The sequence below is a fragment of the Bacillus pseudomycoides DSM 12442 genome (assembly GCF_000161455.1).
Taxonomy (GTDB): Bacteria; Bacillota; Bacilli; order Bacillales; family Bacillaceae_G; genus Bacillus_A; species Bacillus_A pseudomycoides.
Window position 1 is genome coordinate 230,972 of the sequence record NZ_CM000745.1, and the last position, 24,695, is coordinate 255,666.

Annotated in this window: 24 protein-coding genes and 1 riboswitch; of the genes, 16 read left to right on the plus strand and 8 right to left on the minus strand. The window is 36.3% G+C overall.

Annotation, left to right across the window (positions count from 1 at the left end):
• Nucleotides 1–701: 701 nt before the first annotated feature.
• Together BPMYX0001_RS30040 and BPMYX0001_RS01305 are read right to left on the minus strand one after the other, a co-directional pair.
• Nucleotides 702–866: a type II toxin-antitoxin system antitoxin gene (locus BPMYX0001_RS30040; protein WP_003194620.1), complete on the minus strand. Its 165-nt coding sequence runs from the start codon at nucleotides 864–866 to the stop codon at nucleotides 702–704.
• A gap of 15 nt (nucleotides 867–881) precedes the next feature.
• On the minus strand, nucleotides 882–1,727 hold the full coding sequence (locus tag BPMYX0001_RS01305; RefSeq protein WP_006093212.1) for an SPFH domain-containing protein: 846 nt from the start codon (nucleotides 1,725–1,727) through the stop codon (nucleotides 882–884).
• 365 nt (nucleotides 1,728–2,092) lie between these two features.
• Between BPMYX0001_RS01305 and BPMYX0001_RS34460 the strand changes: the two genes are divergently transcribed.
• Both BPMYX0001_RS34460 and BPMYX0001_RS33735 read left to right on the plus strand, forming a co-directional pair.
• Nucleotides 2,093–2,182, plus strand: a complete 90-nt coding sequence (locus tag BPMYX0001_RS34460; RefSeq protein ID WP_255258761.1) for a hypothetical protein — start codon at nucleotides 2,093–2,095, stop codon at nucleotides 2,180–2,182.
• Nucleotides 2,166–2,324: a DUF6241 domain-containing protein gene (locus BPMYX0001_RS33735; RefSeq protein ID WP_231398951.1), complete on the plus strand. Its 159-nt coding sequence runs from the start codon at nucleotides 2,166–2,168 to the stop codon at nucleotides 2,322–2,324. The genes BPMYX0001_RS34460 and BPMYX0001_RS33735 overlap by 17 nt, the downstream gene beginning before the upstream one ends.
• A gap of 202 nt (nucleotides 2,325–2,526) precedes the next feature.
• On the opposite strand, the gene BPMYX0001_RS01315 is transcribed toward BPMYX0001_RS33735, so the two are convergent.
• Complete coding sequence (locus BPMYX0001_RS01315; RefSeq protein ID WP_018766479.1) at nucleotides 2,527–2,907, minus strand: YgaP family membrane protein; 381 nt, start codon at nucleotides 2,905–2,907, stop codon at nucleotides 2,527–2,529.
• 198 nt (nucleotides 2,908–3,105) lie between these two features.
• On the opposite strand from BPMYX0001_RS01315, the gene pcrB reads away from it, so the two are divergent.
• The 7 genes from pcrB to BPMYX0001_RS01350 all read left to right on the plus strand — a co-directional run bounded on the left by pcrB (nucleotide 3,106) and on the right by BPMYX0001_RS01350 (nucleotide 13,194).
• Entirely contained in the window at nucleotides 3,106–3,795 is a 690-nt protein-coding gene (gene pcrB, locus BPMYX0001_RS01320; protein WP_003194625.1) for a heptaprenylglyceryl phosphate synthase, read from the plus strand.
• Between the two features lie 12 nt (nucleotides 3,796–3,807).
• Complete coding sequence (gene pcrA, locus BPMYX0001_RS01325) at nucleotides 3,808–6,039, plus strand: DNA helicase PcrA (protein WP_240516957.1); 2,232 nt, start codon at nucleotides 3,808–3,810, stop codon at nucleotides 6,037–6,039.
• 14 nt (nucleotides 6,040–6,053) lie between these two features.
• On the plus strand, nucleotides 6,054–8,063 hold the full coding sequence (gene ligA, locus BPMYX0001_RS01330) for an NAD-dependent DNA ligase LigA (protein WP_006093215.1): 2,010 nt from the start codon (nucleotides 6,054–6,056) through the stop codon (nucleotides 8,061–8,063).
• Between the two features lie 16 nt (nucleotides 8,064–8,079).
• Nucleotides 8,080–9,273, plus strand: coding sequence for a CamS family sex pheromone protein (locus BPMYX0001_RS01335; protein ID WP_006093217.1), 1,194 nt, complete (start codon nucleotides 8,080–8,082; stop codon nucleotides 9,271–9,273).
• Between the two features lie 95 nt (nucleotides 9,274–9,368).
• A complete protein-coding gene (locus BPMYX0001_RS01340; RefSeq protein WP_006093218.1) occupies nucleotides 9,369–10,139 on the plus strand; it encodes a TSUP family transporter in 771 nt (256 codons plus the stop codon).
• A 156-nt stretch (nucleotides 10,140–10,295) separates the two neighbouring features.
• A complete protein-coding gene (gene pruA / locus BPMYX0001_RS01345; RefSeq protein WP_006093220.1) occupies nucleotides 10,296–11,843 on the plus strand; it encodes an L-glutamate gamma-semialdehyde dehydrogenase in 1,548 nt (515 codons plus the stop codon).
• A gap of 457 nt (nucleotides 11,844–12,300) precedes the next feature.
• The gene (locus BPMYX0001_RS01350; RefSeq protein ID WP_006093222.1) at nucleotides 12,301–13,194 is read left to right on the plus strand and encodes a DUF4097 family beta strand repeat-containing protein; all 894 of its coding nucleotides are present in this window, start codon (nucleotides 12,301–12,303) and stop codon (nucleotides 13,192–13,194) included.
• A 58-nt stretch (nucleotides 13,195–13,252) separates the two neighbouring features.
• Here BPMYX0001_RS01350 and BPMYX0001_RS01355 read toward each other — a convergent pair whose 3' ends face one another.
• The 5 genes from BPMYX0001_RS01355 to BPMYX0001_RS01375 all read right to left on the minus strand — a co-directional run bounded on the left by BPMYX0001_RS01355 (nucleotide 13,253) and on the right by BPMYX0001_RS01375 (nucleotide 16,906).
• Nucleotides 13,253–13,810, minus strand: coding sequence for a cysteine hydrolase family protein (locus BPMYX0001_RS01355; RefSeq protein ID WP_003194639.1), 558 nt, complete (start codon nucleotides 13,808–13,810; stop codon nucleotides 13,253–13,255).
• A 204-nt stretch (nucleotides 13,811–14,014) separates the two neighbouring features.
• A riboswitch (SAM riboswitch) is annotated at nucleotides 14,015–14,120 on the plus strand.
• 308 nt (nucleotides 14,121–14,428) lie between these two features.
• On the minus strand, nucleotides 14,429–14,914 hold the full coding sequence (locus tag BPMYX0001_RS01360; RefSeq protein WP_018766486.1) for an HXXEE domain-containing protein: 486 nt from the start codon (nucleotides 14,912–14,914) through the stop codon (nucleotides 14,429–14,431).
• Between the two features lie 65 nt (nucleotides 14,915–14,979).
• Nucleotides 14,980–15,174 (minus strand): DUF3926 domain-containing protein, encoded by a 195-nt coding sequence (locus tag BPMYX0001_RS01365; RefSeq protein WP_033798567.1) that lies wholly within the window; start codon nucleotides 15,172–15,174, stop codon nucleotides 14,980–14,982.
• Nucleotides 15,167–16,345 (minus strand): ArsA family ATPase, encoded by a 1,179-nt coding sequence (locus tag BPMYX0001_RS01370; RefSeq protein ID WP_006093227.1) that lies wholly within the window; start codon nucleotides 16,343–16,345, stop codon nucleotides 15,167–15,169. The genes BPMYX0001_RS01365 and BPMYX0001_RS01370 overlap by 8 nt, the downstream gene beginning before the upstream one ends.
• Before the next feature lie 78 nt (nucleotides 16,346–16,423).
• Nucleotides 16,424–16,906, minus strand: a complete 483-nt coding sequence (locus BPMYX0001_RS01375; protein WP_006093229.1) for a MarR family winged helix-turn-helix transcriptional regulator — start codon at nucleotides 16,904–16,906, stop codon at nucleotides 16,424–16,426.
• A 231-nt stretch (nucleotides 16,907–17,137) separates the two neighbouring features.
• Here BPMYX0001_RS01375 and BPMYX0001_RS01380 point away from each other — a divergent pair, with 231 nt between their 5' ends.
• The 7 genes from BPMYX0001_RS01380 to gabT all read left to right on the plus strand — a co-directional run bounded on the left by BPMYX0001_RS01380 (nucleotide 17,138) and on the right by gabT (nucleotide 24,613).
• Nucleotides 17,138–17,374: a YiaA/YiaB family inner membrane protein gene (locus tag BPMYX0001_RS01380; RefSeq protein ID WP_006093230.1), complete on the plus strand. Its 237-nt coding sequence runs from the start codon at nucleotides 17,138–17,140 to the stop codon at nucleotides 17,372–17,374.
• A 141-nt stretch (nucleotides 17,375–17,515) separates the two neighbouring features.
• Nucleotides 17,516–17,806, plus strand: a complete 291-nt coding sequence (gene gatC, locus BPMYX0001_RS01385; protein WP_003194647.1) for an Asp-tRNA(Asn)/Glu-tRNA(Gln) amidotransferase subunit GatC — start codon at nucleotides 17,516–17,518, stop codon at nucleotides 17,804–17,806.
• A 15-nt stretch (nucleotides 17,807–17,821) separates the two neighbouring features.
• On the plus strand, nucleotides 17,822–19,279 hold the full coding sequence (gene gatA, locus BPMYX0001_RS01390; protein ID WP_006093232.1) for an Asp-tRNA(Asn)/Glu-tRNA(Gln) amidotransferase subunit GatA: 1,458 nt from the start codon (nucleotides 17,822–17,824) through the stop codon (nucleotides 19,277–19,279).
• Between the two features lie 13 nt (nucleotides 19,280–19,292).
• Nucleotides 19,293–20,720 (plus strand): Asp-tRNA(Asn)/Glu-tRNA(Gln) amidotransferase subunit GatB, encoded by a 1,428-nt coding sequence (gene gatB, locus BPMYX0001_RS01395; RefSeq protein ID WP_006093233.1) that lies wholly within the window; start codon nucleotides 19,293–19,295, stop codon nucleotides 20,718–20,720.
• Nucleotides 20,721–21,267: 547 nt separating this feature from the next.
• Complete coding sequence (locus tag BPMYX0001_RS01400; protein WP_006093235.1) at nucleotides 21,268–22,173, plus strand: diacylglycerol kinase; 906 nt, start codon at nucleotides 21,268–21,270, stop codon at nucleotides 22,171–22,173.
• 174 nt (nucleotides 22,174–22,347) lie between these two features.
• Nucleotides 22,348–23,094 (plus strand): HAD family hydrolase, encoded by a 747-nt coding sequence (locus BPMYX0001_RS01405; RefSeq protein WP_006093236.1) that lies wholly within the window; start codon nucleotides 22,348–22,350, stop codon nucleotides 23,092–23,094.
• 157 nt (nucleotides 23,095–23,251) lie between these two features.
• On the plus strand, nucleotides 23,252–24,613 hold the full coding sequence (gene gabT, locus BPMYX0001_RS01410) for a 4-aminobutyrate--2-oxoglutarate transaminase (RefSeq protein WP_033798568.1): 1,362 nt from the start codon (nucleotides 23,252–23,254) through the stop codon (nucleotides 24,611–24,613).
• Nucleotides 24,614–24,695: the final 82 nt, after the last annotated feature.

Consider the following 24,695-nt stretch of genomic DNA (forward strand, 5'->3'; position numbering starts at 1 on the left):
GGGGAAACCGCCCATGCCCATACCGGGGAAACCGCCCATGCCCATACCGGGGAAACCGCCCATGCCCATACCAGAGAAACCACCCATACCCATACCAGGGAAACCTATAATACGTTGAGAATCTAATGTCATGTTTTCACCTACTTTTTATAAATTCATATTCTTTTACATGCTATGCTTAAAGAGAATAAAAGAGCTTATTCTCCTTTTAAATTAGGCAAACTAGCTACTGAAACCGCCCGTTATGTGAACTAAGGAAGGCTAGTATGAAAAGAATTAAAAGCTTATGCTATTGACCTTGATGAATATTATGAGATTGTAGTCAGCTATAATAAAGAAAAGAGATAAAGAAATGGCCTGAATGTATACTGTTGTTGTTGTTGAGAATATCAGTAAAATTGAGATGAGGTCAGTGTTTATTAGGATAGGAATATAAAAAAATATAATGAATTTTACATTCGAAAAAGGGAAAGAATCCTAAATGTTTAGGTTGTTTTTTAATAATCGTATAAGTGGAAAGTTTTTATTTTTTTAAGTCTGTTTCTCGTATTATTGTTGTATCTGTTATAAAGCCTGTATTCCATAATCAGTGTTATATGGAAATCATAAAGTTTATTGGTGATTTTATTTTTAATAATTAGAAAAAGCAACTAAATTTAGTTGCTTTTTTTGTGTAGGAAAGAGAACCACTGAATATAAACTTAAGACTCTTTCTCTTTTTTTAGTTTTCCTTTTTGCTTTGCCATTTCTCGAAGTAAATACTCGATGTGAGCGTTAACGCTACGAAATTCATCATTTGCCCATTTTTCGATGACTGCGTGTAATTCAGGATCAATACGTAATGGAAAGCTTTTCTTTTTGGCCATAATTACCTACAACCTTTAATATAGACTTCCTGTGTTAATCACTGGCTGTGCACCTTTATCTGAAACGATGGCAACCAATAAGTTGTTAACCATGTTCGCTTTACGCTCGTCATCTAAATCGAGTACGCCTTCTTCATCTAACATATGAATGGAATCTTTCGCCATTTTTACAGCACCTTCGACAATCTCTTTTCGTGCTGCTAAAACAGCTTTCGCTTGTTGACGCTGAAGCATTGCATGAGCAATTTCTGTTGCATAAGCTAAATGTGTTAAACGAGTTTCTAGTACCTCTACACCAGCAATATCTAAGCGGGCTTCTAATTCACGTCTTAGTTCCTCAGAGATTTCTTCGGCATTTCCACGTAGTGTGATGCAATTGTCATCTTGAAAATTATCATACGGATATTTCGTTGCAACATGGCGAATTGCTGTTTCGCTTTGAATTTCTACGAATTCATCATAATGTTCAACCCCAAAAATCGCTTTTGCTGAATCGACAACTTTATAAACGACAACAGCTGCAATTTCAATCGGGTTCCCATCTACATCATTTACCTTTAGTTTTTTACTATTAAAGTTTTCAACGCGAAGAGAAACAGTTTGACGAAGTGCGAATGGAATTGTTAAAAATAATCCATTTTGACGGATTGTTCCTAAATAGTTCCCAAAAAACGTAATTACTTTTGCTTGATTTGGTTGGACAATCCCAATACCGGTGGCAAGAATAGCAGCTAAAATTAGACAAAGTACAGCTACTACAAATATTTCTTGTACGAGGCAAAATACACCGATACCGGCTAAAGCTAAAAGACCAATAATACCTAGAAAACCATTTACATAAAACACTTGTTTTTCTCTCATACTAATCGCCTCCTTCTGATATAAAAATGATATCACTTTTATATCATCGAATGCAAGGGAGGAAAATCTTATTTTCTGAAAATAATAAAAATCTTTCTTAGAAGAGTGGGAAATTAGTTTTTTAGGTGTGCGGCGCGATACATCTCAAATTAATATATAGCTACAGTTATTTATCCCGCATTAACGGGCAGTAAGACCTCCACCTCAGAATCCAGTAAAAGCAAAGAGATTAGATGGGGGTCGGGCTGCCCGTAAAAGCTCGATTGGTACGGGCTAATAATCAGTGGGGGATGAAGAAAACCTCCACTGATTAAAGTTTCACTTTATTAAATTCTGAGGGTGTTGTAATTGATTCAATGCACAAAATGACTCATCAAAAAGTATTAGCCTCCGAAAGGCGAGGATTTATTGAAATGAATTCGAAGAACATTAAAAAAGGTGCGAGAACTGGTTGAAAAAAGCGATCTTCTGCAATACAAGCCACAATACGTTGAAATCTTAGATAGATGGGAGAAAGGTGATTTCACTCAAGCGGTTGAGGAGCATAATTTTTTTGGGAAATACAAGGCGGTAACACTGGTAAAGCCTACAAATTAACAAATCCAGAGCAAGAGAAAGAATTCATTCAAACACAAGGAAAGTAAAGAGCGAAAAAATCCGCTCTTTTTTTAGTGGAATCTCTTAGGGGAAATAAAACAAAAAGAACATTAGTTCTGTTTTGTGATAAAATAAAGAAGACTTAGCCGCCCACTGCAGCAGCCAAGTCTCTTTGAGAGCATCTTGCATCGTGACAAATGATTCAAAGCGGTTTCGCCAGGATTGCTTCTTCAATCGCTGACTCAATCTCTTTGTCAGAAGCATCATAACTTCCTTTTGATCCTGGTTTGTCAGGACTGGAAGTGTGACTTACTTCTTCTTGTTTAGCATGTCCTTTTTTATTAAAATCCATGCTAGGTATTTTTAAGGCACCCATGTTTATATATTTTCCAAATTTACATGCTTCAGTAATAGGACAGAAACGCAAGATTCCTTCTGCAATTTTCATTGCACCAAGCCACAGCAAAACCTTTGACCAAGTGCACCATGGTTTACGTGTGAGTTTAGCTGTGCTGCAACTTAGTACAACTAAACCGAGTGTAATTCGGATTAGAGCATTCATTATGCCGATGTTTTGCTTCATCAAAGAAAACACTCCTTCTTCATCAGCTTAGAAATAGCAAACACTATTTCAGTTGTTATTATCCCACGTAAGTTTCGCGATATGTAATCCAACATTTGACGGTGAAAAAGATGTTGGATTGGACGTGTGTATAGGTGTCTTTTTTTGTTATAATGTAAGAATGCATAAAGAGGACTAGACAAAAGAAAGGGTGTTTTCATGTACGATATTTCACAGTGGAAACATGTATTTAAGCTTGATCCGAATAAGGAATTAAGCGATGAACATTTAGAAATGATTTGTGAATCTGGAACAGACGCAGTGATTGTAGGCGGAAGTGACGGGGTAACAATTGATAATGTATTACACATGCTAGTAAGCATTCGTAGATATGCAGTTCCTTGTGTGTTAGAGGTTTCTGATCTTGAAGCTCTTACACCAGGGTTTGATTTTTATTACATTCCAAGTGTTTTAAACAGCTCAAAAGTGGAATGGATAACGGGAATTCATCATGAGGCATTGAAAGAATTCGGGGATATTATGAACTGGGATGAAATTTTCATGGAAGGATATTGTGTTTTAAATCCAGAAGCAAAAGTAGCTCAGCTTACAGAGGCGAAATGTGATTTAACAGAAGATGATGTGATTGCATATGCACGTATGGCAGACAAGCTTCTGAAGTTGCCGATTTTTTACTTAGAATATAGTGGTACTTACGGAGATATTGAACTCGTTAAAAATGTAAAAGCAGAATTACAACAAGCAAAGTTGTATTACGGCGGTGGAATTTCAAGTGCGAAAGAAGCAAAAGAAATGGCACAGTACGCTGATACAGTCGTTGTAGGAAATGTAATTTATGATGATATAAAGGCAGCTTTACAAACAGTAAAAGCTGTAAAAGGAGAGTAGGTGCAGGCACATATGAGTATAACTGATAAATTATTAAATGGTTTAAATCCTCAGCAACAAAAGGCAGTGCAAACAACAAACGGACCACTTCTATTAATGGCAGGTGCTGGTAGTGGTAAGACGCGTGTGCTAACACATCGCATCGCATACTTACTTGGTGAAAAAGGTGTAGCACCTTGGAATGTATTAGCAATTACTTTTACAAATAAAGCGGCTCGTGAAATGCGTGAACGTATCGATAAGCTTGTTGGCCCGGAAGCGGAAGATATTTGGATTTCTACGTTCCACTCAATGTGCGTACGTATTTTACGACGTGACATTGATCGTATCGGAATTAATCGTAACTTTACGATTTTAGATGCAAGTGATCAACTTACGGTTGTAAAAAAGATTATGAAAGAGCGTAATATTGATCCGAAAAAATTCGATCCACGTTCTATTTTATCTGGTATTAGTAATGCAAAGAATGAATTGTTATCTGCTGATAAATATGCAAAGCAAATTTCAATTGCGGATCCATTTGAAAAATTAACAAGCGATGTATATACAGAATATCAAAAACGTCTTTTGAAAAATAACTCATTAGATTTTGATGATTTAATTATGACGACGATCCATTTATTTGAACGTGTTCCAGAAGTATTGGAATTCTATCAGCGTAAGTTCCAATATATTCATGTGGATGAGTACCAAGATACGAATAGAGCCCAATACATTCTTGTAAATAAATTAGCTGCTCGCTTTAAAAACCTTTGTGTTGTTGGTGATTCTGACCAGTCCATTTATCGTTGGCGTGGGGCGGACATTTCTAACATTTTGTCATTTGAAAAAGACTACGAAAATGCACAGGTTATCTTGTTAGAGCAAAACTACCGTTCATCACAAAATATTTTAAATGCGGCTAATGCTGTAATTGAAAATAATTCAAATCGTAAACCGAAAAAATTATGGACAGACAATCAAATTGGAAGTAAGATTTCGTATTACCGTGCTGCAACGGAAAAGGATGAAGCATATTTTGTTGCAAAAAAAATTCGCGATGAAATTCAAATGGGAAATCGAAAATATACAGATTTTGCGGTTCTGTATCGTACGAACGCCCAGTCTCGTATGGTCGAGGAGATTTTCTTAAAGTCTAATATTCCATATAAAATTGTCGGCGGCATTAAGTTCTATGATCGTAAAGAGATTAAAGATATTTTGGCATACTTACGTTTAATTGCAAATCCAGATGATGAGATTAGCTTCGCACGTATTATTAACATGCCGAAGCGAGGAATCGGTGCCACGTCTATCGATAAAATTATTAACTACGGCGTGCAAAATGGGATTTCATTAACGGCTGTAATGGATGAAATTGAACATGTCGGAGTAAGTGCAAAAATCACAAAAGCAGTAAAAGAATTTGCAAGTCAATTACACAACTGGGTAAACATGCAAGAATACTTATCTGTTACAGAACTAGTAGAAGAAGTGATTGAGAAAACGGGTTACCGCGATATGCTAAAGAATGAACGTTCTTTAGAAGCAGAAGGACGACTTGAAAACTTAGATGAGTTTTTATCTGTTACACAGACATTTGAATCGCAAAGTGAAGATAAGAGTCTTGTTGCTTTCTTAACAGATTTGGCACTTGTAGCAGATATTGATCGCGTGGATGAGGATCCAGCTGCGGGTGAAGAAGTTATTTTAATGACGATGCACTCGGCAAAGGGACTTGAATTCCCAGTTGTCTTTATTATTGGACTAGAAGAAGGAGTGTTCCCGCATACTCGCTCTCTTATGGAAGAAGATGAAATGCAAGAGGAACGCCGTCTTGCTTATGTAGGTATTACTCGTGCGGAAGAAGAGTTATATTTATCAAATGCCCAAATGCGTACGTTATTCGGTAGAACAAATATGAATGCAGCATCTCGATTTATTTCAGAAATTCCTACGGAGTTGCTAGAACCATTAAATGAAACAGCGCCAAAGCGTGAGACATTTAGTGCAAAAGGAAGATCGGCTGGGGCAACAACGACAACACGTTCCCGCTCTGCATTTGTGCGTCCAACTGTGAAAACGACAGGAGGAGAGCAAATTGGCTGGGCTGTAGGTGATAAAGCGTCCCATCAAAAATGGGGTGTTGGTACAGTTGTAAGTGTGAAAGGTGAAGGAGATGCAAAAGAATTAGATATTGCATTTCCAAGTCCAATTGGCATTAAACGCTTATTAGCAAAATTTGCACCTGTAACGAAACAATAGAAAGGAGTAAGGATATGTCAAAAGAAGAGGCAAAGCAGCGTATAGAAGAACTTCGTGATATGTTAAATGCATTCAACTATCAATATCACGTATTAGACAATCCTTCTGTTTCTGATGCGGAATACGACCGTGATATGCAGGAGCTTATAAAATTAGAAGCAGAGAACCCAGAATTTTTAATAGAAGATTCTCCCACCGTTCGAGTTGGGGGAGCAGTGCTTGATATATTTGAAAAAGTAACGCACAAATCGCCGATGTTAAGTTTAGGAAATGCCTTTAATGAAGGAGATTTACGTGATTTTGATCGCAGAGTACGTCAAGGAATTGATGATTCAAATGTAAGATATATATGTGAACTAAAAATTGACGGTCTTGCTGTTTCCCTTCATTATGAAAAAGGACGCTTCGTTCAAGGCGCAACACGTGGCGATGGCGTAACTGGTGAAGATATTACGCAAAATTTAAAAACAATTAAAGCGATCCCTCTTCGTTTGAAAGAAGAAGTAACATTAGAAGCGCGCGGTGAAGCATATATGCCAAAGCGTTCATTTGTAAAATTAAACGAAGAGAAAGAACAAAATGGCGAGGCAGTTTTTGCAAATCCACGTAATGCAGCAGCAGGATCACTTCGCCAGCTTGATCCAAAAATTGCTGCGAAGCGTAATTTGTCAATGTTTGTGTACGGCCTTGCTGATGTGAAAGAAAAGACGATTGCATCACATAGCGAATCATTAAACTTCTTAGGCGAGCTTGGGTTTAAAACGAATCCAAATCGCCGCACATGTGAAACAATTGAAGATGTAATCGCTTATGTAGAAGAATGGCAGGAAAAGCGCCCGAATCTTAATTATGAGATTGATGGAATCGTAATTAAAGTAGATGATGTGGCCTTGCAAGATAGTTTAGGAACAACAGCAAAGAGTCCACGCTGGGCAATTGCTTATAAGTTTCCGGCAGAAGAAGTTGTAACGAGATTAACAGGTATTGAACTGAGCGTGGGACGCACAGGGGTTGTGACACCGACGGCAGAACTAGAGCCAGTTCGAGTGGCAGGAACAATTGTCCGCCGTGCATCTCTACATAACGAGGATCTAATTCGTGAAAAAGATATTCGAATTGGTGACTACGTTATTGTGAAAAAGGCTGGAGACATTATTCCAGAAGTAGTTAATGTTATTTTCGATAAACGTACTGGTGAAGAAGAAGAGTATCATATGCCAACGCATTGTCCGGCTTGTGACAGTGAACTGGTTCGTTTAGAAGAAGAGGTAGCTTTGCGTTGTATTAATCCAGCATGTCCAGCGCAAATTCGTGAAGGATTGATTCATTTTGTTTCAAGAAATGCAATGAATATTGATGGGCTTGGAGAGCGTGTTATTACACAGCTCTTTGAAGCAGATTATATTCGGACATTCGCAGATTTGTATCCATTAACGCAAGAGCAATTGTTACAATTAGAGCGTTTTGGTGAGAAATCAGCATCTAAATTAGTACAAGCAATTGAAACTTCTAAGGAAAATTCGTTGGAGCGTCTATTATTTGGACTTGGTATTCGTCATGTCGGTGCAAAAGCTGCTCGCACGTTAGCTGAGCATTTTGAAACGATGGATCATCTTGTGAAAGCAACAGAAGAAGAGTTAAAAGAGATTAATGAAATTGGCGAGAAAATGGCCCAATCAATTGTAACGTACTTTGATAATGAAGACGTGTTAGAATTATTACAACAATTTAAAGAGTACGGTGTTAACATGACCTACAAAGGCATAAAACGTGCTGATTTACAAAATATTGCATCTTACTTCGCTGGAAAAACAATCGTTCTAACAGGGAAACTAGAAGTTATGGGGCGTAGCGAAGCGAAGAAAAAGATTGAAGAGCTAGGTGGAAAAGTAACAGGTAGTGTAAGTAAAAGTACTGATTTAGTCGTTGCTGGTGAAGCGGCAGGGTCAAAATTAGCACAAGCAGAGAAACATAATATTGAGGTTTGGAATGAAGAGAGGTTCTTACAAGAGCTGAATAAGTAAGAGGTGCAAACTTACCATGAAAAAAATAGCATTAGCGGTATTAAGCCTAGGTCTACTTCTAAGTGGATGTAGTACAGGTATAAAAAAAGAAGAAAAAGTTGTTGAAAAATCGGGTAAATCAAAAGAACAAGCGATTGTTCCGAAATATTCTATTTCTGAGGATTATTACAAAACAACGGTGCCATTTGATCCAGGTTCTGCACGTGGCTTAGTTGTACAAGGATTAAATAGCCGTCTGGATATAGATGAATTTGAAACAGGACTAATGCGTATTGCGAAAGAATCGTTTAGTACGAAGGATTATTTATTCAAAGGTGGTAGCTCTTTAGATAAAGAAACGGTTCAAATGCTTGTAAAGAGAAAGCGTACAGATGCGGAGCAAAAAGAGTTAGAAGAGAAACTGAAAAAAGATGCAGTGAAATTCCCTAATATTGGATTAAATCCGGCGTTACAAGAAGGTTCAGAATCATTAGAGGTTCGAAACAAAAAAACACCAATGTATCTTTCTAATATTTTAGAGCACGATTATTATGTACGAAAAGGTGAAAAAGAAGTTGAACTTGGTGGAGTTGTTATTGGTTTAGCAATGAATTCGGTTCATTATTATACTGAGGAACATGGGTATCCACGTGAGGTGGAAATTTCAGAAAAAGAAATGTTAGATCAAGGTAAGTCTATGGCACAAGAAATTTTAACATTATTGCAAAAGAAAGATCCAAAATTAAAAAATGTTCCCATTACATTTGCGATTTATCGCCAAGGATCAAAATCGACACTTGTACCAGGAAAATTTGTATCTTATGCTCAAATAGATAAAGGCAGTGACAAAGTAGGAGATTGGAAAGCAATTAATGAAAAATATTACTTGTTCCCTTCTGAATCAGCTAAAACGGATGTGCGTGAAGATTACGCAATTGTAGAAAACTTTAAAGCAAAACTGAGTGAGTTTTTCAAAGGTGACTACACAGCTATTGTTGGTACAGGATTTTATAAAGATGATCAATTAAAAGAAATGAAACTTGAAATCCCTGTTCAGTTTAATGGAAAAGCAGAAGTGATTGGATTTACACAATTTGTTGCTGGACAAGTTATGCAATACTTCCCGAATTATGTGAAAGTACAGGTGACAATTAAATCTGTTGAACGACCAGAAGCGATTATTATTCGTGAGGCGAAGCAGGATGAACCATTTGTGAAAATTTTAGATTAAGAAAAAAGCTGTTCCTTTCTGGAACGGCTTTTTTTCTTCTGTAATTTTGTTATAATTTCTAATGTTGTGAACAAAAAGGGGTAAGGAGAAAAGACATGGATGAGTTAAGCTTACAGATTATTGTATTACTCGTTGCTTTTGGTTTTTTGGCTGCATTTATTGATTCAGTTGTTGGAGGAGGAGGGCTCATTTCACTTCCAGCACTTATGTTTGTGGGCTTATCGCCTGCATCGGCAATTGCAACAAATAAGCTGGCTGCAACGATGGGGACTTTTACAAGTGCTATTTATTTTATTCGTTCAGGAAAGGTTAATTTTCGTATAGTAGGAAAATTAATCCCATTAACTATTGTGGGTGCGATAGCTGGAGCTTTAGTTGTGAAATTTATTCCACCTGATATTTTACGGCCACTTGTACTTGTTATGTTGGTATTTATTGCAATTTATATTATTGTAAAAAAAGATTGGGGAAGTGTGTCCACTTATAAAAAGATGACGAAAGGAAAAGCATTAATGTTTTTCTTTGTTATTTTAAGTTTAGGATTTTATGATGGATTTTTTGGTCCCGGGACAGGTTCATTTTTAATTTTTGCATTTTTATTAATTGGTTTGGACTTTATTCAAGCTGCTGCATCTGGAAAACTTTTGAATTTCGTTAGTAACATTGTATCTTTAATCACATTTCTATTTTTAGATGTCATTCATTTTGAATACGGTATTATTATGGGGTTATCAATGATTTTAGGGGCTTATCTAGGATCAAAGTTTGCAGTACAAAAAGGTGTTGGATATGTGCGCACTTTATTTTTATTGGTGACAATTTTATTAATTGGGAAAAATGTTTTGGAATATGTTCATATTATTTAGCTTCATACATAACGTATGAAGCTTTTCTTTTTTATTATATTTTAAAAATTTATTAATTTTTAAAATATAAGTCTAGGAATATTTGAATAAATCTAAATTATCGTGTAGAATAATGTTGTAAAATGTAAACGTTTTTCTAAGGGGAGGCTAAAAAGAATGGTAGTAGCATACAAGCATGAGCCATTTACAGATTTTTCAGTAGAGGCTAACAAGTTAGCGTTTGAAGAAGGTTTAAAGAAAGTAGAATCTTATCTTGGACAAGACTATCCATTAATTATCGGGGGAGAAAAGATCACTACAGACGAGAAAATCGTTTCTGTAAACCCTGCAAATAAAGAAGAAGTTGTGGGCAGTGTTTCAAAAGCAAGCCGTGAATTAGCTGAAAAAGCAATGCAAGTGGCGGATGAAACATTCCAAACTTGGAGAAAGTCAAAACCAGAAATGCGTGCAGACATTTTATTCCGTGCTGCAGCAATTGTTCGTCGTAGAAAGCATGAGTTTTCTGCTATTCTTGTAAAAGAAGCAGGTAAACCATGGAATGAGGCAGATGCTGATACAGCAGAAGCAATCGACTTTATGGAATATTATGGTCGTCAAATGTTAAAATTAAAAGACGGTATTCCAGTAGAAAGCCGTCCAATTGAATATAATCGTTTCTCTTACATTCCATTAGGAGTAGGTGTTATCATTTCTCCTTGGAACTTCCCATTCGCAATTATGGCAGGTATGACAACAGCTGCAGTAGTTTCTGGTAACACAGTATTACTAAAACCAGCTAGTACAACACCTGTAGTGGCAGCGAAATTTATGGAAGTATTAGAAGAAGCAGGCTTACCAGCAGGCGTTGTAAACTTCATCCCTGGTAGCGGATCTGAAGTTGGTGACTACTTAGTAGACCACCCTCGTACACGTTTCATTAGCTTCACTGGATCACGCGATGTAGGTATTCGTATTTACGAACGCGCAGCAAAAGTAAATCCAGGCCAAATTTGGTTAAAACGTGTTATCGCTGAAATGGGCGGTAAAGATACAATCGTTGTTGATAAAGAAGCAGATCTTGAATTAGCTGCTAAGTCTATCGTTGCATCTGCATTTGGATTCTCAGGACAAAAATGTTCTGCTTGTTCTCGTGCAGTAATCCATGAAGATGTATACGATCATGTATTAAACCGTGCTGTTGAATTAACGAAAGAATTAACTGTAGGTAACCCAGCTGAAAAAGACATGAACATGGGACCAGTTAATGACCAAGCTGCATTTGATAAAGTAATGAGCTATGTTGCAATTGGTAAAGAAGAAGGTAAAGTAGTAGCAGGTGGCGAAGGAGACGACTCTAAAGGCTGGTTCATCCAACCAACAATCGTTGCTGACGTTGCAGAAGACGCTCGTTTAATGAAAGAAGAAATCTTCGGGCCAGTAGTAGCATTCTGTAAAGCGAAAGACTTTGATCATGCGCTTGCAATTGCAAATAATACAGAATACGGTTTAACAGGAGCTGTTGTTTCTAATAACCGTGAACATATCGAAAAAGCACGTGAAGACTTCCACGTTGGTAATTTATACTTCAACCGTGGATGTACTGGTGCAATCGTAGGTTACCAACCATTTGGTGGTTTTAACATGTCTGGTACAGACTCTAAAGCTGGTGGACCTGACTATATCGCACTTCACATGCAAGGAAAAACTACTTCTGAAACTTTATAAGAAATAGATGAAAAGGCCTTCCTGTAATAGGGAAGGCCTTTTTCATGTAAGAAAGATTCTGATTGGAAAACTGCTACCTTGCTTAAATACAATATAAAAGAGTGAAAAGAAACAAAAGCACCAGAAAAATTGATCCATTCGTCATATTCTTCTGTATTAATTTTTTGAATTTCCTGTATAATACAATTTGAAAGAAAATCTATGGTTAGACAAGAGGACACTACTTTCGGTTTTGCTCACTGAAAGTAGTGTTTTTGTATTTTTCAGAAAAAACATTGTAACAAATTATGGTAAATGATAAAATGAAACATGAAAGATTGGGAGAAAAATAAGTAGCTATTGAACAGTACTATATAATATATGGTACTGAATAATAAAAGCTATATGAACAGGGATGTATGGAATTTAATTTTTAACGATTTTATAGAAAGAAATACGACGAAGGAAGTGTTATTTTATGAAAAAGATTGTTCTTATCGCATTATCGTTGTTAGTTATTGGGGGCATTGGTGTTGGGGCAATGACTGTTTTCGGTGTAGCTTTTAATAAAACTGAAATTCATAAAAAAGAAACGGTGGCTGTTGAAAAAATTGATGAAATTGAAATAAAGACTTCTGCCGCAGATGTTGAAATTATTACAGTTGATTCAAAAGATATCGAAGTGTTACTGGATGGAGAAATAAGCAAAGAGCTAGTAGATGAATATAAATTTGATGTAAAAAAAGAAAACAATAGATTAAATATTAAATTTAGTAAAAATCAGAATTATGTTGGATGGGGAATTGGAACTGCCGCAGATGTAAATTTACAAGTTAAAGTTCCAAAGAAAATATATGACACTGTCAAAGTAACCACATCATCAGGAGATTTTGTTGCAAAAGAAATTGAAACAAAGGTAGCGGAGATAAATACTTCTTCTGGGGATGTATCATTATCACATTCTAAGGTAAATGAAAAATTAACAGCTAAAACATCTAGTGGAAAGATTAAGACAGATAAAAGTGAAATCGAAGTAGCAAAATTGAACACACGTAGCGGAAAAATTAGAGTAGAAGGTTTACATTCTAAAGAATTAGCAGCTAATACATCATCGGGTGATATTGAATATAATGATCGTAGTTTGCGGGGAGAAGTAGAGTGTAATACATCAAGCGGTGATGTTAAGATGCAATTTGATACATTTCCTGAATCTTTAAGAGTTGAGTTTGATGGAAGTTCAGGTAAAGCGGATATAAATGTTGCTGGTCTGCTATATGAAGAGAAATCAAAAAATCAGTTGGTTGGAGTAAAAGGTACAGGGGAAAATAAGGTGAAAGTAAAAACAAGTTCGGGAGATTTCAAGTTACGGTAACCTTTGAATAACAGCATAAAAAATCATGTCTCTGTCTGTGAGAGACATGATTTTTGTTTCAGATGGAGTTTCTAAAACTGAAGAATTCTTCTGTACTCATGACATCTGCATATACGTCATTCAAACTTGCTAAAATTGTATTATGGATATAAACGGCAGGAATCGTAGCGTTTTTAAAGATGAGATCTTTTGTTGCGCATGCATCATGTACAACAGTACAACGAAAACCGAAATCAAAAGCAGCTCTTACTGTAGCATCAATACACATATGAGTCATCATCCCGCATATAATAACATGTTCAATTTCTAAGTTTTGCAATTGCTCTAATAGGTCCGTTTCCCGAAAACCATTTGGATAGTGTTTGAGAATAACAGTTTCATTTTTTAGGGGGCGAACATTTTCATGAATGTGGACTCCTTCTGTGTTAGGGAGAAAAAAAGTAGCATTTTCTTGAATAGATACATGTTGGATATGAAAAATAGGTTGATTCATTTCTCGAAAATGCCGAAGTAGTTGACTTGCATACTCGCTAGCTTCCATGGTGCCACGTAGTTCCATTTTACCATTTGGAAAATAATCATTTTGAATATCAACGAGTAAAAGGGCTGTTTTCATATAATCGATCGTCCTCCGTTTTTATTTCGTATTCATGTAATGTTATTCAATTAACAGAGGAGATTTTCCTTTTAGAAAGACTTTCTTATTTCATTTAAAAATTTTAATAAAAAGATAACTAGTATATTTTAGGGTTTTTATATTGACCCTCGCTTTTCAGAGTTTTATAGTAAGACGTAATTAAGTGACAATTAAATCGATACACTCTTATCCAGAGAGGTGGAGGGACTGGCCCTGCGATACCTCAGCAACGGGTTTCTTAATACCGTGCTAATTCCAAGCAAGCTCTTAAAGGCTTGGAAGATGAGGAGATGTGAATGAGTATATAAGTGCTCTTCTTCTTATTTTTATTACAGATATGAAGAAGAGCACTTTTTATTTGATTTCAAGGCTCTGTTTCAAATTGTTACAGCGTGTAAAAACTTAAAAAAATCGTAAAATAATATCGGGTTTAACGAACTAACCAGTAGGAACCCCTTCGCTGTTAGCTCGTTCAACATATATCATACCTAACAGACGATACCCTAATTTTGTACCTTCCAATTCTGTGTAATAAAAAATTCAATGTCTGTTAGGTAGAGTGAAAAGGCCAGGAGTTTTCCTAGTTTTTTAATTTGATTAAGTAAGGAAGCTAGCTGAAAATAAGGTGATCCAGATCATAATAGGATAGGAGAGTAAACTAAAAAATAGTGTGAGAGCCAGTTTCTTTTTATTGATTAATAATTTTACTAGTGAGAATGCATAGAGGGAAAACAGTACAATTATAAATGCTGATATTGCCCCAGGATTGTAAGAGCGATAAACGAAAAATAAAACAATATGTTGAACAGCGTTAAAGAAAATAGCTCCTTGTATGAAAATAATCCAGTAAACAGACGATATAATATGAATTTGGTATAGGGTAATGAAGAGTAGAACAATGGTCGTTAATATACAAATCGCTATTACAAACTGCTTATTGCTTATGAAATGAATTGAGAATTGATTGGCAAGATACTGAGGTATTTTAATAGATTCTTCAAGGTTATGAATGAAAAATAATAAGGGAATAAACCAAACAATAATATTGGTAGATATATGTTTAATTTTAGGTGTTTTAATCAAATAAATCATCCCCAGGTAAAGAAATAGAAAGCCCGCAAGGAAAGGGGCCCCCTATGCTCTTATAGTTATTCAATCGTAATGCTTTTTAAGTTTACTTCTGCAGGCTGTTTTTCTTCCTGTATACAAGCGGAAAGCTCTTCTTGCAAAATATGAATCATCTTTTTAGCTTGCTGTCCGATAGGAGTAGGTAATTCATTGATGATACACATCCCAAGCTTTAATTTTGTTTGAATGACTGTTCTTAGCAAATCCTCATGCATGAACAACGCCTCCAAATCGAATGATTAGCACATCCCCTTCAAATTTTGCGCCCTGAACAGATAAGTGCGTTAATGTTTTTGGTAAAGTAATGTTTCGTTTGACAGAGCCGGCGCGAATGATGAGTTCATCACCTTTTTGATTTAAAGCGAGTTCACTTTTATCTGAGAATGGAATAGAGAGAACAAAAATATATTCATCACCATCTTTTTTTACATATTGTGTACGCCCGTTGAATTTTACAGCGGTTGGTTCTACATCATCTTTGAATAGAGCATCTCCTACACGCTCTAACATAGGTAATCCAATTACTTCTTGTTCAAACATTGGAGCTTCATAAATAGGAAGTGGTTGGAAGCTATCTTGAATTAATGCTTTATATTTTTTCTGCGCGTCTTTCCATGCTTGGAAGTAGGAGTCGGTAACGGTATTAGGGATGACGCGGTTAATCATGATCGCATCCACGTTATAATCATATAAATTCAAATAGGTGAAGCTACGCTGCGCTTCTTTAATAACCATTTTTTCTGGATTTACAACAACGCGAATACTTGTCACTTCACGGTTAGATAAAATATCCCGCATTTCTCCAAGGTGTTCAAGTGTATTTGTTAATTCATCCATAATATCATCAGTAGGAAGTGGGACTCCTAGAAGTGGTTGTGCAACAGGTCGGACAACTTTTAAAACTTTTCTTTTAATCGGAAAGAGTTTTTCCATCCACCAGCCGAGCATATCAGGAAAGCTTAGCATGGCGAGAGTTTCTCCGGTTGGTGCGCAATCAATAATGATGACATCATATGTTTTCTGTTTATAGTAATCGAGTACACGAAGTAAACTAATTAAGTCCTCCATGCCAGGAAACATCGTTAATTCCTCTGTTGTAATATCGTCAGCAGCTTTTGATGTGAATAGCAATGTAATATACTTTTGTAATTTCCCCCAGCCTTTTTCCATTTCATAAATTGTATTGATTTCTTGTGCCCATAAATTTTCACGAATTTCTAGTGGCTCAGAAGATAATTTTATGCCAAAGGAATCTCCTAAGCTATGAGCTGGATCAGTGCTCATTACTAATGTTTTTAATCCTTGTTTTGCACTTTGAAGTGCTGTTGCTGCTGAAATGCTAGTTTTTCCTACGCCGCCTTTACCTGTATACAAAATAATTCTCATATTTATATCCCCTTTGCTTCGGTTGTCGAATATTACGAGTGTCGAAATATATGTTTGAATAAAAACCCATAAAGGGCCTTATTCAATCGGGATGTTCTTCATCTTAGGTGTAGGAAGCTTTTCGACTTGCTTTTGTTGTGACGTAGCGATGTGATTCATAATCTTTTGGAAGATTTGTAGTAAAAATGCTTTTTCTTCTTCTGATAATGCTTCTGTCACAAGGTTAAAGTAATAAGCCGCATTGTGTTTTACTTCTTGAACGAGTTGTACGCCAGTTTCTGTTAAGCGAATTAGTACAATGCGTCGATCATTTTCATTCCGATAGCGCTCAATATATCCTTTTTTCACAAGTCGATTAACGACACCTGTCGTTGTGCTCATTGGAATATCGAGAAGCTCCGTGATTTTCGTCATTGTAATATCTGTATTTCGCTCCATCCATAACAGACAGAATACTTCTGTTTTAGAAAGTGATAAATCAAGGCTCACCCATTCTTCAGGGTAGAAAAGCTTCTTGGCATTATCTAGCAGTAAATCTAAAAAATGTTCATATTGCAACAATTATTTCCACTCCCGTACATTTCGAGATTCGTAATATTTATTTCTATTGTATGTATGTTTGAAATAAATGTCAAACAATTATGATTTGTTTTTTCAGATTAGATAAAAAATAAATTTTATATTAGAAAATGTATGCAATAGAGTAATAAGTAGATAAACATATTTCACATAAAAATCCATAATAGTAATATACTTATCTATTATGGAGGTACAGCTACAAGGGGGAGAACCATGAGGAGAAGAAATACCCAAGCGTTCACATTTTTAGCATGGACTTCATTTGTTTGTGCGCTTTCTGGTATGTTAATTGGTATTTATACATTAGATGAAACACTTAGCGTAAAAGGATACTATTTAATAGGTACATTATTTTTAACAATGTCCTGTTTTGTACTGCAAAAAACAATTCGTGATAATGAAGAAGATAACGAGCGTTTACCGAAAAAAGAACCACTAGATAAAGAATAAATTGAGAGGAAAGGCAGAAGCCTTTCTTTTTTTATGTAAAAATGCTGTAAGTACCGTGTGTTGACTTGCTTGAAGTACTGAAAATTTGGTATCATCAATAGTATTGTAGATTGAACGATATATTATGGAGGTGGCCTAGCCGTGTCAAGAATTTCCGTTGAGAATGTAAAGCATGTAGCGCATTTAGCACGTCTTGCAATTACAGATCAAGAAGCAGAAAAATTTCAAAAGCAACTCGATGCAATTGTTACATTTGCAGAGCAGTTAAATGAATTAGATACAACAGGTGTTAAACCAACAACTCATGTATTAGATATGAAAAATATTATGCGTGAAGATGTACCAGAAAAAGGTTTACCAGTTGAAGAAGTATTAAAAAATGCACCGGATCACAAAGATAATCAAATCCGTGTTCCAGCAGTATTAGAATAGAGGAGGGGAATTTCGATGTCATTATTTGATCATTCTGTATCAGAGTTACATAAGAAGTTAAACAACAAAGAAATTTCCGTTACGGATTTAGTAGAAGAATCATACAAACGTATTGCGGATGTAGAAGATAACGTAAAAGCTTTTCTTACATTAGATGAAGAAAATGCACGCGCGAAAGCGAAGGAATTAGATGCAAAAATTGGTGCTGAAGATAACGGTTTACTATTCGGTATGCCAATCGGTGTGAAAGACAACATTGTAACAAACGGCCTTCGTACAACTTGTGCGAGCAAAATATTAGCAAACTTTGATCCAATTTATGATGCGACAGTTGTGCAAAAGCTGAAAGCTGCTGACACAATTACAATCGGTAAATTAAACATGGACGAGTTTGCAATGGGGTCTTCAAATGAAAACTCTGGTTTCTATGCTACGAAAAACCCATGGAATTTAGATTATGTTCCGGGCGGATCTAGTGGTGGTTCTGCAGCGGCAGTAGCGGCAGGAGAAGTATTATTCTCTTTAGGTTCTGATACGGGTGGTTCAATCCGTCAACCAGCTGCATATTGCGGTGTTGTTGGTTTAAAACCAACTTACGGACGTGTATCTCGCTTTGGTTTAGTTGCATTTGCATCTTCTCTTGACCAAATCGGACCAATTACACGTACAGTAGAAGACAATGCATACCTATTACAAGCGATTTCGGGTGTTGACCGCATGGATACAACTTCTGCAAATGTTGAAGTTGGCAACTACTTAGCTGGTTTAACAGGTGATGTAAAAGGTTTACGTATCGCTGTACCAAAAGAATACTTAGGAGAAGGTGTTGGCGAAGAAGCTCGTGAGTCAGTACTAGCTGCGTTAAAAGTATTAGAAGGTATGGGGGCAACTTGGGAAGAAGTATCTCTTCCGCACTCTAAATATGCTTTAGCAACGTATTACTTAATTTCTTCTTCAGAGGCGTCTGCTAACCTTTCACGCTTTGATGGCGTACGCTATGGCGTGCGTTCTGACAATGTGAGTAACTTAATGGACCTTTACAAAAACACGCGTAGCGAAGGCTTCGGTGATGAAGTGAAACGTCGTATCATGCTCGGTACATTTGCGCTTAGCTCTGGTTACTATGATGCATATTACAAAAAAGCACAACAAGTACGTACATTAATTAAAAATGACTTTGAAAATGTATTTGCTAACTATGACGTTATTATTGGACCAACAACGCCAACTCCAGCATTCAAAGTAGGCGAAAAAGTAGATGATCCAATGACAATGTACGCAAACGACATTTTAACAATTCCAGTGAACTTAGCAGGTGTTCCGGCGATTTCTGTTCCATGTGGATTCGGTGCGAACAACATGCCACTTGGTTTACAAATTATCGGTAAACACTTCGATGAAGCAACAATTTATCGCGTTGCACATGCGTTTGAGCAAGCAACAGATTATCATACAAAAAAAGCAAGTCTGTAGGAGGCGAGCATAGATGAATTTAGAAACAATTATCGGTTTAGAGGTTCACGTTGAGTTAAAAACGAATTCGAAAATTTTCTCTGCGAGTCCAACAGAATTCGGAGCGGATCCAAATACACAAACAAGTGTAATTGACTTAGGATATCCTGGGGTGCTTCCAACTCTAAATAAAGAAGCAGTTAACTTTGCAATGAAAGCTGCAATGGCATTAAACTGTGAAATCGCAACAGAAACAAAGTTTGATCGTAAAAACTATTTCTATCCAGATAATCCGAAAGCATACCAAATTTCTCAATATGATAAACCAATTGGGGAAAATGGTTGGATTGAAATTGAAGTAGATGGCAAAAAGAAACGCATCGGTATTACACGTCTTCACCTAGAAGAAGATGCAGGTAAATCAACGCATACAAGTGAAGGTTCATTAGTGGATTATAATCGTCAAGGTATGCCATTAATCGAAATCGTATCTGAGCCAGATATGCGTACGCCAGAAGAAGCATATGCATACTTAGAAAAATTAAAATCTATCATTCAATATACAGGTGTATCTGACTGTAAGATGGAAGAGGGGTCTCTTCGCTGTGATGCGAACATTTCCCTTCGTCCAGTAGGACAAGAGAAGTTCGGTACAAAAGCAGAGCTGAAAAACTTAAACTCTTTCACTTATGTACAAAAAGGTCTTGAGCATGAACAAGTACGCCAAGAAAAAGAATTATTATCTGGTGGCATCATTCAACAAGAAACACGTCGTTATGATGAAGCAACAAAGAAAACAATCTTAATGCGTGTAAAAGAAGGATCTGACGATTACCGTTACTTCCCAGAGCCAGACTTAGTTGAACTTTACATCGATGATGAGTGGAAAGAACGCGTTCGCGCTTCTATTCCAGAACTTCCAGATGCTCGTAAAGTACGCTATGTTGAAGAACTTGGTTTACCAGCTTATGATGCACACGTATTAACATTAACAAAAGAGATGTCTGATTTCTTTGAAGCAACAATTGTAGACGGTGCAGACGCGAAATTAACATCAAACTGGTTAATGGGTGAAGTACTTGCATACTTAAATAAACAACAAAAAGAATTAAAAGACGTAGCATTAACGCCAGCTGGTCTATCTAAAATGGTTCAATTAATTGAAAAAGGTACAATTTCATCTAAAATTGCGAAAAAAGTATTTAACGAATTAATTGAAAAAGGTGGAGACCCAGAAGAAATCGTTAAAGCAAAAGGTCTTGTTCAAATTTCTGACGAAGGTACACTTCGTAAGGTCGTAACAGAAATTCTTGATAATAACGAACAATCTATTGAAGACTTTAAAAACGGTAAAGACCGTGCAATTGGCTTCTTAGTGGGTCAAATTATGAAGGCGACAAAAGGACAAGCAAACCCACCACTTGTTAATAAAATCTTGTTAGAAGAAATCAACAAGCGATAATAAAGAAAAGTGGAACTGGATAGCCTAGCTTATGAAGTTAAGCGGTTATCAAATAGTAAAGATTAATCAGAGAAAGCACCCATATTTGGGTGTTTTTTCTGAGTTAATCAAACGTTTGTTTAAATTAAGAAATTATTTAAACAAACGTTTGATTAACTGACAAAAGTGAGAAAATGTTTGTATAGCAACTATGGTATGATAGTTGCAAAAAGGTGGGAATAATGATAAATCTAGACATAGAGAGTTTTTTCATCTCGTGAAATAATAGATAATTGTTATCCCCTGTTTTGTATGTAAGAAACAGAAAGTACTATGAATGGTGAAATGATATATATTACTTAGTTCAATAAAGCAAAGCTTTCATTAGTAGGTTGTTCTTTATATTTTGCTGATGTAAAGCGGTATGAACCTGGGTCCTTATTTGTCCTTTTAAATGGGCTAAAGGAAGGATATGGAGATGAGAGGAGGTAGGCATAGGAACGCTGAATAAAGATTCGGTATATTCTTTTTCTGTGAATGGTGAATGAGAAATTTCCTGTGCTAATGAATGATGAAGCGAGCAAGAATAATTTATAACCCTACTTCTGGCCGTGAGTTAATTAAAAAGAACTTACCAGAAGTATTACAAAAATTAGAACAAGCTGGATATGAAACATCTTGTCATGCGACAACGGGTCCTGGAGATGCGACTGTGGCAGCGAGGCAAGCGGCAAATCGTAAATTTGATGTTGTCATTGCAGCTGGTGGTGACGGGACGTTAAATGAAGTGGTGAATGGTTTAGTAGGGAATGAATATCGTCCGAAATTCGGAATCATTCCAGTTGGGACAACAAATGATTTTGCACGTGCAATCGGTGTACCGCGTTCTATTGAAGAGGCGGCAGATATTATTTGTGAAGGTAAGACTGTTCCATTAGACCTTGGTAGAGCGAACGATACATATTTTATTAACATTGCTGGCGGCGGACGTATTACAGAATTAACATACGAAGTACCAAGTAAGCTGAAAACAGTACTAGGACAGCTTGCCTATTATTTAAAAGGTATCGAAATGCTGCCGTCATTACATCCAACATACGTTGAAATCGAGTATGATGGAAAGCTATTGCAAGAAGAGATTACGATGTTTTTAATTACGAATACCCGTTCAGTTGGTGGTTTTGAAAAGGTTGCACCATATGCATCTATTAACGATGGTTTATTTGACTTATTAGTGCTGAAGAAGGGTTCTATTGCTGATTTGATTAAAGCAGCAACACAAGCACAGCGCGGTGAGCATATTAATAATCCAAAAGTTTTATATACGCAGGCAAATCGTATTAAGGTTCATTCGCCGGATAAATTAATGATTAATTTAGATGGTGAATATGGCGGAGATGCGCCAATGGAATTTGAAAATATATATCATTGTCTTGAACTATTTGTTCCAGAACATAAAGAGGATACCTTATAAAGGTATCCTTTTTTATTTATATATATAGGAATGTGTCGATGGAATCGTGTCATTAATTCCTTTTGTAAATTGGGAGTTGGTTTGATTTTCAATGTATTTTTACAATGCGTTCATCTTATATCCACATTTACTTGCTACACTGAATGTGAGAAGGGCAGAAAGGTAGGGTGTGTTATGGAGAAGATAAAGGCAATACTCTTTGATAAAGATGGAACATTAATGGATTTTCATTCGATTTGGATTAAAGTTGCAGAAGAACTTGTAGCTGAACTTATAGAACTACATCAATTACCTCAATCATTACAGTTGACTATTTTGGAAGAAATTGGTGTTAAAGGGGCGTTTGTTCATCCAAGTAGTGTATTAGCAGCAGGAACAAGCCTCGATATAGCGAAAATTTGTTGTAAGTATATACCGTCTGTTAAAAAGAGTGATATGCATCACTGGATAAGTGGAAAACTATTTACTCTTATGTACGAACATCGTTCACATATGAGAATGACAGCAGATTTACCAAGGGTTTTACAAACATTGAAAGATAAAGGTTTCATTTTAGGAGTGGTGACAGCTGATGATTTTGCACCGACAGAATTATTTTTAAAGCAGTATCGATTGGAATCTTTCTTTGATTGTATTGTAACTGCAGATACATTTCCGGCACAAAAACCAGATAAACAAATTGTAGAAGCATTTTGCGAGAAGTTTAGCTTGGATTCATCGGAAGTAGCGGTAGTTGGCGATACACCGACCGATTTACATTTAGCGAAAAATAGTGGCGGTTGTTATGCAATTGGTGTTCTTTCTGGGACGGGGGATCGACAAACATTAGCACCACTTGCCGATGTTGTACTAGATTCTGTAGGGGATCTTATTTCTAGCTCGGGTGAATTTATTTGGGAACAAAGGAAGTCTAATGTATAAATAAAATAAGTCTATAGAGACTCATAACAAGTCTTTATAGACTTATTTTTTATGTCGAAATACTAGGAATGTTAGAACAACACTACATTTGTAAATTGGCATACATCTTGCAATATAGAAAAAGAAAATCATAGCATAGAAAAGGATGGGAGAAACGATGAATACAAAATTCGCTAAAGTAAATGAACAAATTCCAGGACCAAAGGCAGCTTCTTTATTAGAACGCCGTCAAAATATCGTACCAAGGGGCGTGAGTAATGGGATTTCAACATTCGTACAGTCAGCCGATGGTGCGCTTGTAACAGATGTAGATGGAAATCAATTTATCGATTTTGCAGGAGCAATTGGAACGATTAACGTAGGACATTGTCACCCTGCTGTGAAAGAGGCGCTTCATAAACAAGTAGATCAATATATTCATACTGGATTTAATGTAATGATGTATGAGCCATATATTGAATTAGCAGAGAAGCTTGCTGCATTAGCTCCTGGAAAATTTGAAAAACAAGTATTATTTTTAAATAGCGGTGCTGAAGCAGTTGAAAATGCTGTGAAAATTGCTCGTAAATATACGAAAAGACCTGGCATTATTGCGTTTTCAAAAGGGTTTCATGGTCGTACATTGATGACAATGACGATGACAAGTAAAGTAAAGCCATATAAATTCGGATTTGGTCCATTTGCACCGGAAGTATATAAAGCACCATTTCCATATGAATACCGTCGTCCAGAAGGTTTAACAGACGAACAATACGATAACTTCATTATTGAAGAATTTAAGAATTTTTTAATATCAGAAGTTGCACCAGAAAGTATAGCAGCTGTTGTGATGGAACCAGTCCAAGGTGAAGGTGGTTTTATCATTCCAAGTAAAAAGTTTGTACAAGAAGTACGTCGTCTTTGCTCTGAACATGGTATTTTATTTGTAGCTGATGAAATTCAAACAGGATTTAGCCGTACAGGAAAATACTTTGCAATTGATCATTATGATGTAGTTCCAGATTTAATTACTGTTTCAAAATCATTAGGGGCAGGAGTACCGATTAGTGGCGTTATTGGCCGAAAAGAAGTTATGAATGAATCAGCACCAGGGGAACTTGGTGGAACATACGCTGGAAGTCCATTAGGCTGCGCTGCGGCATTAGCTGTTTTGGATATTATAGAGAAAGAAAAATTAAATGATCGAGCTGTACATGTAGGAAAAGTTGTGATGGATCGATTTGAAGCAATGAAGAAAAAATATAATTGTATTGGTGATGTGCGTGGCTTAGGAGCAATGTGTGCGTTCGAACTTGTTAAAGATCGTACAACGAAAGAAGCGGATAAAGCATTAACAGCAAATTTATGCGCTGAAGCAAATAGACGTGGATTGCTCTTATTATCTGCTGGAACGTATGGGAATGTAGTTCGTGTATTAATGCCACTTGTCATTACAGATGAGCAGCTAGAAGAGGGGCTTACAATTATTGAAGATTCCCTGCAAGCTTGTTATGAGCAAGCGGATATAGCTCGTGTGTAAATAATAGAATGCAAATTGAAAAAACGGCATAAAACCTTTCTTTTTTTAGGTGGAGAGAGCATCCGTCCATGCATAGAAGTGG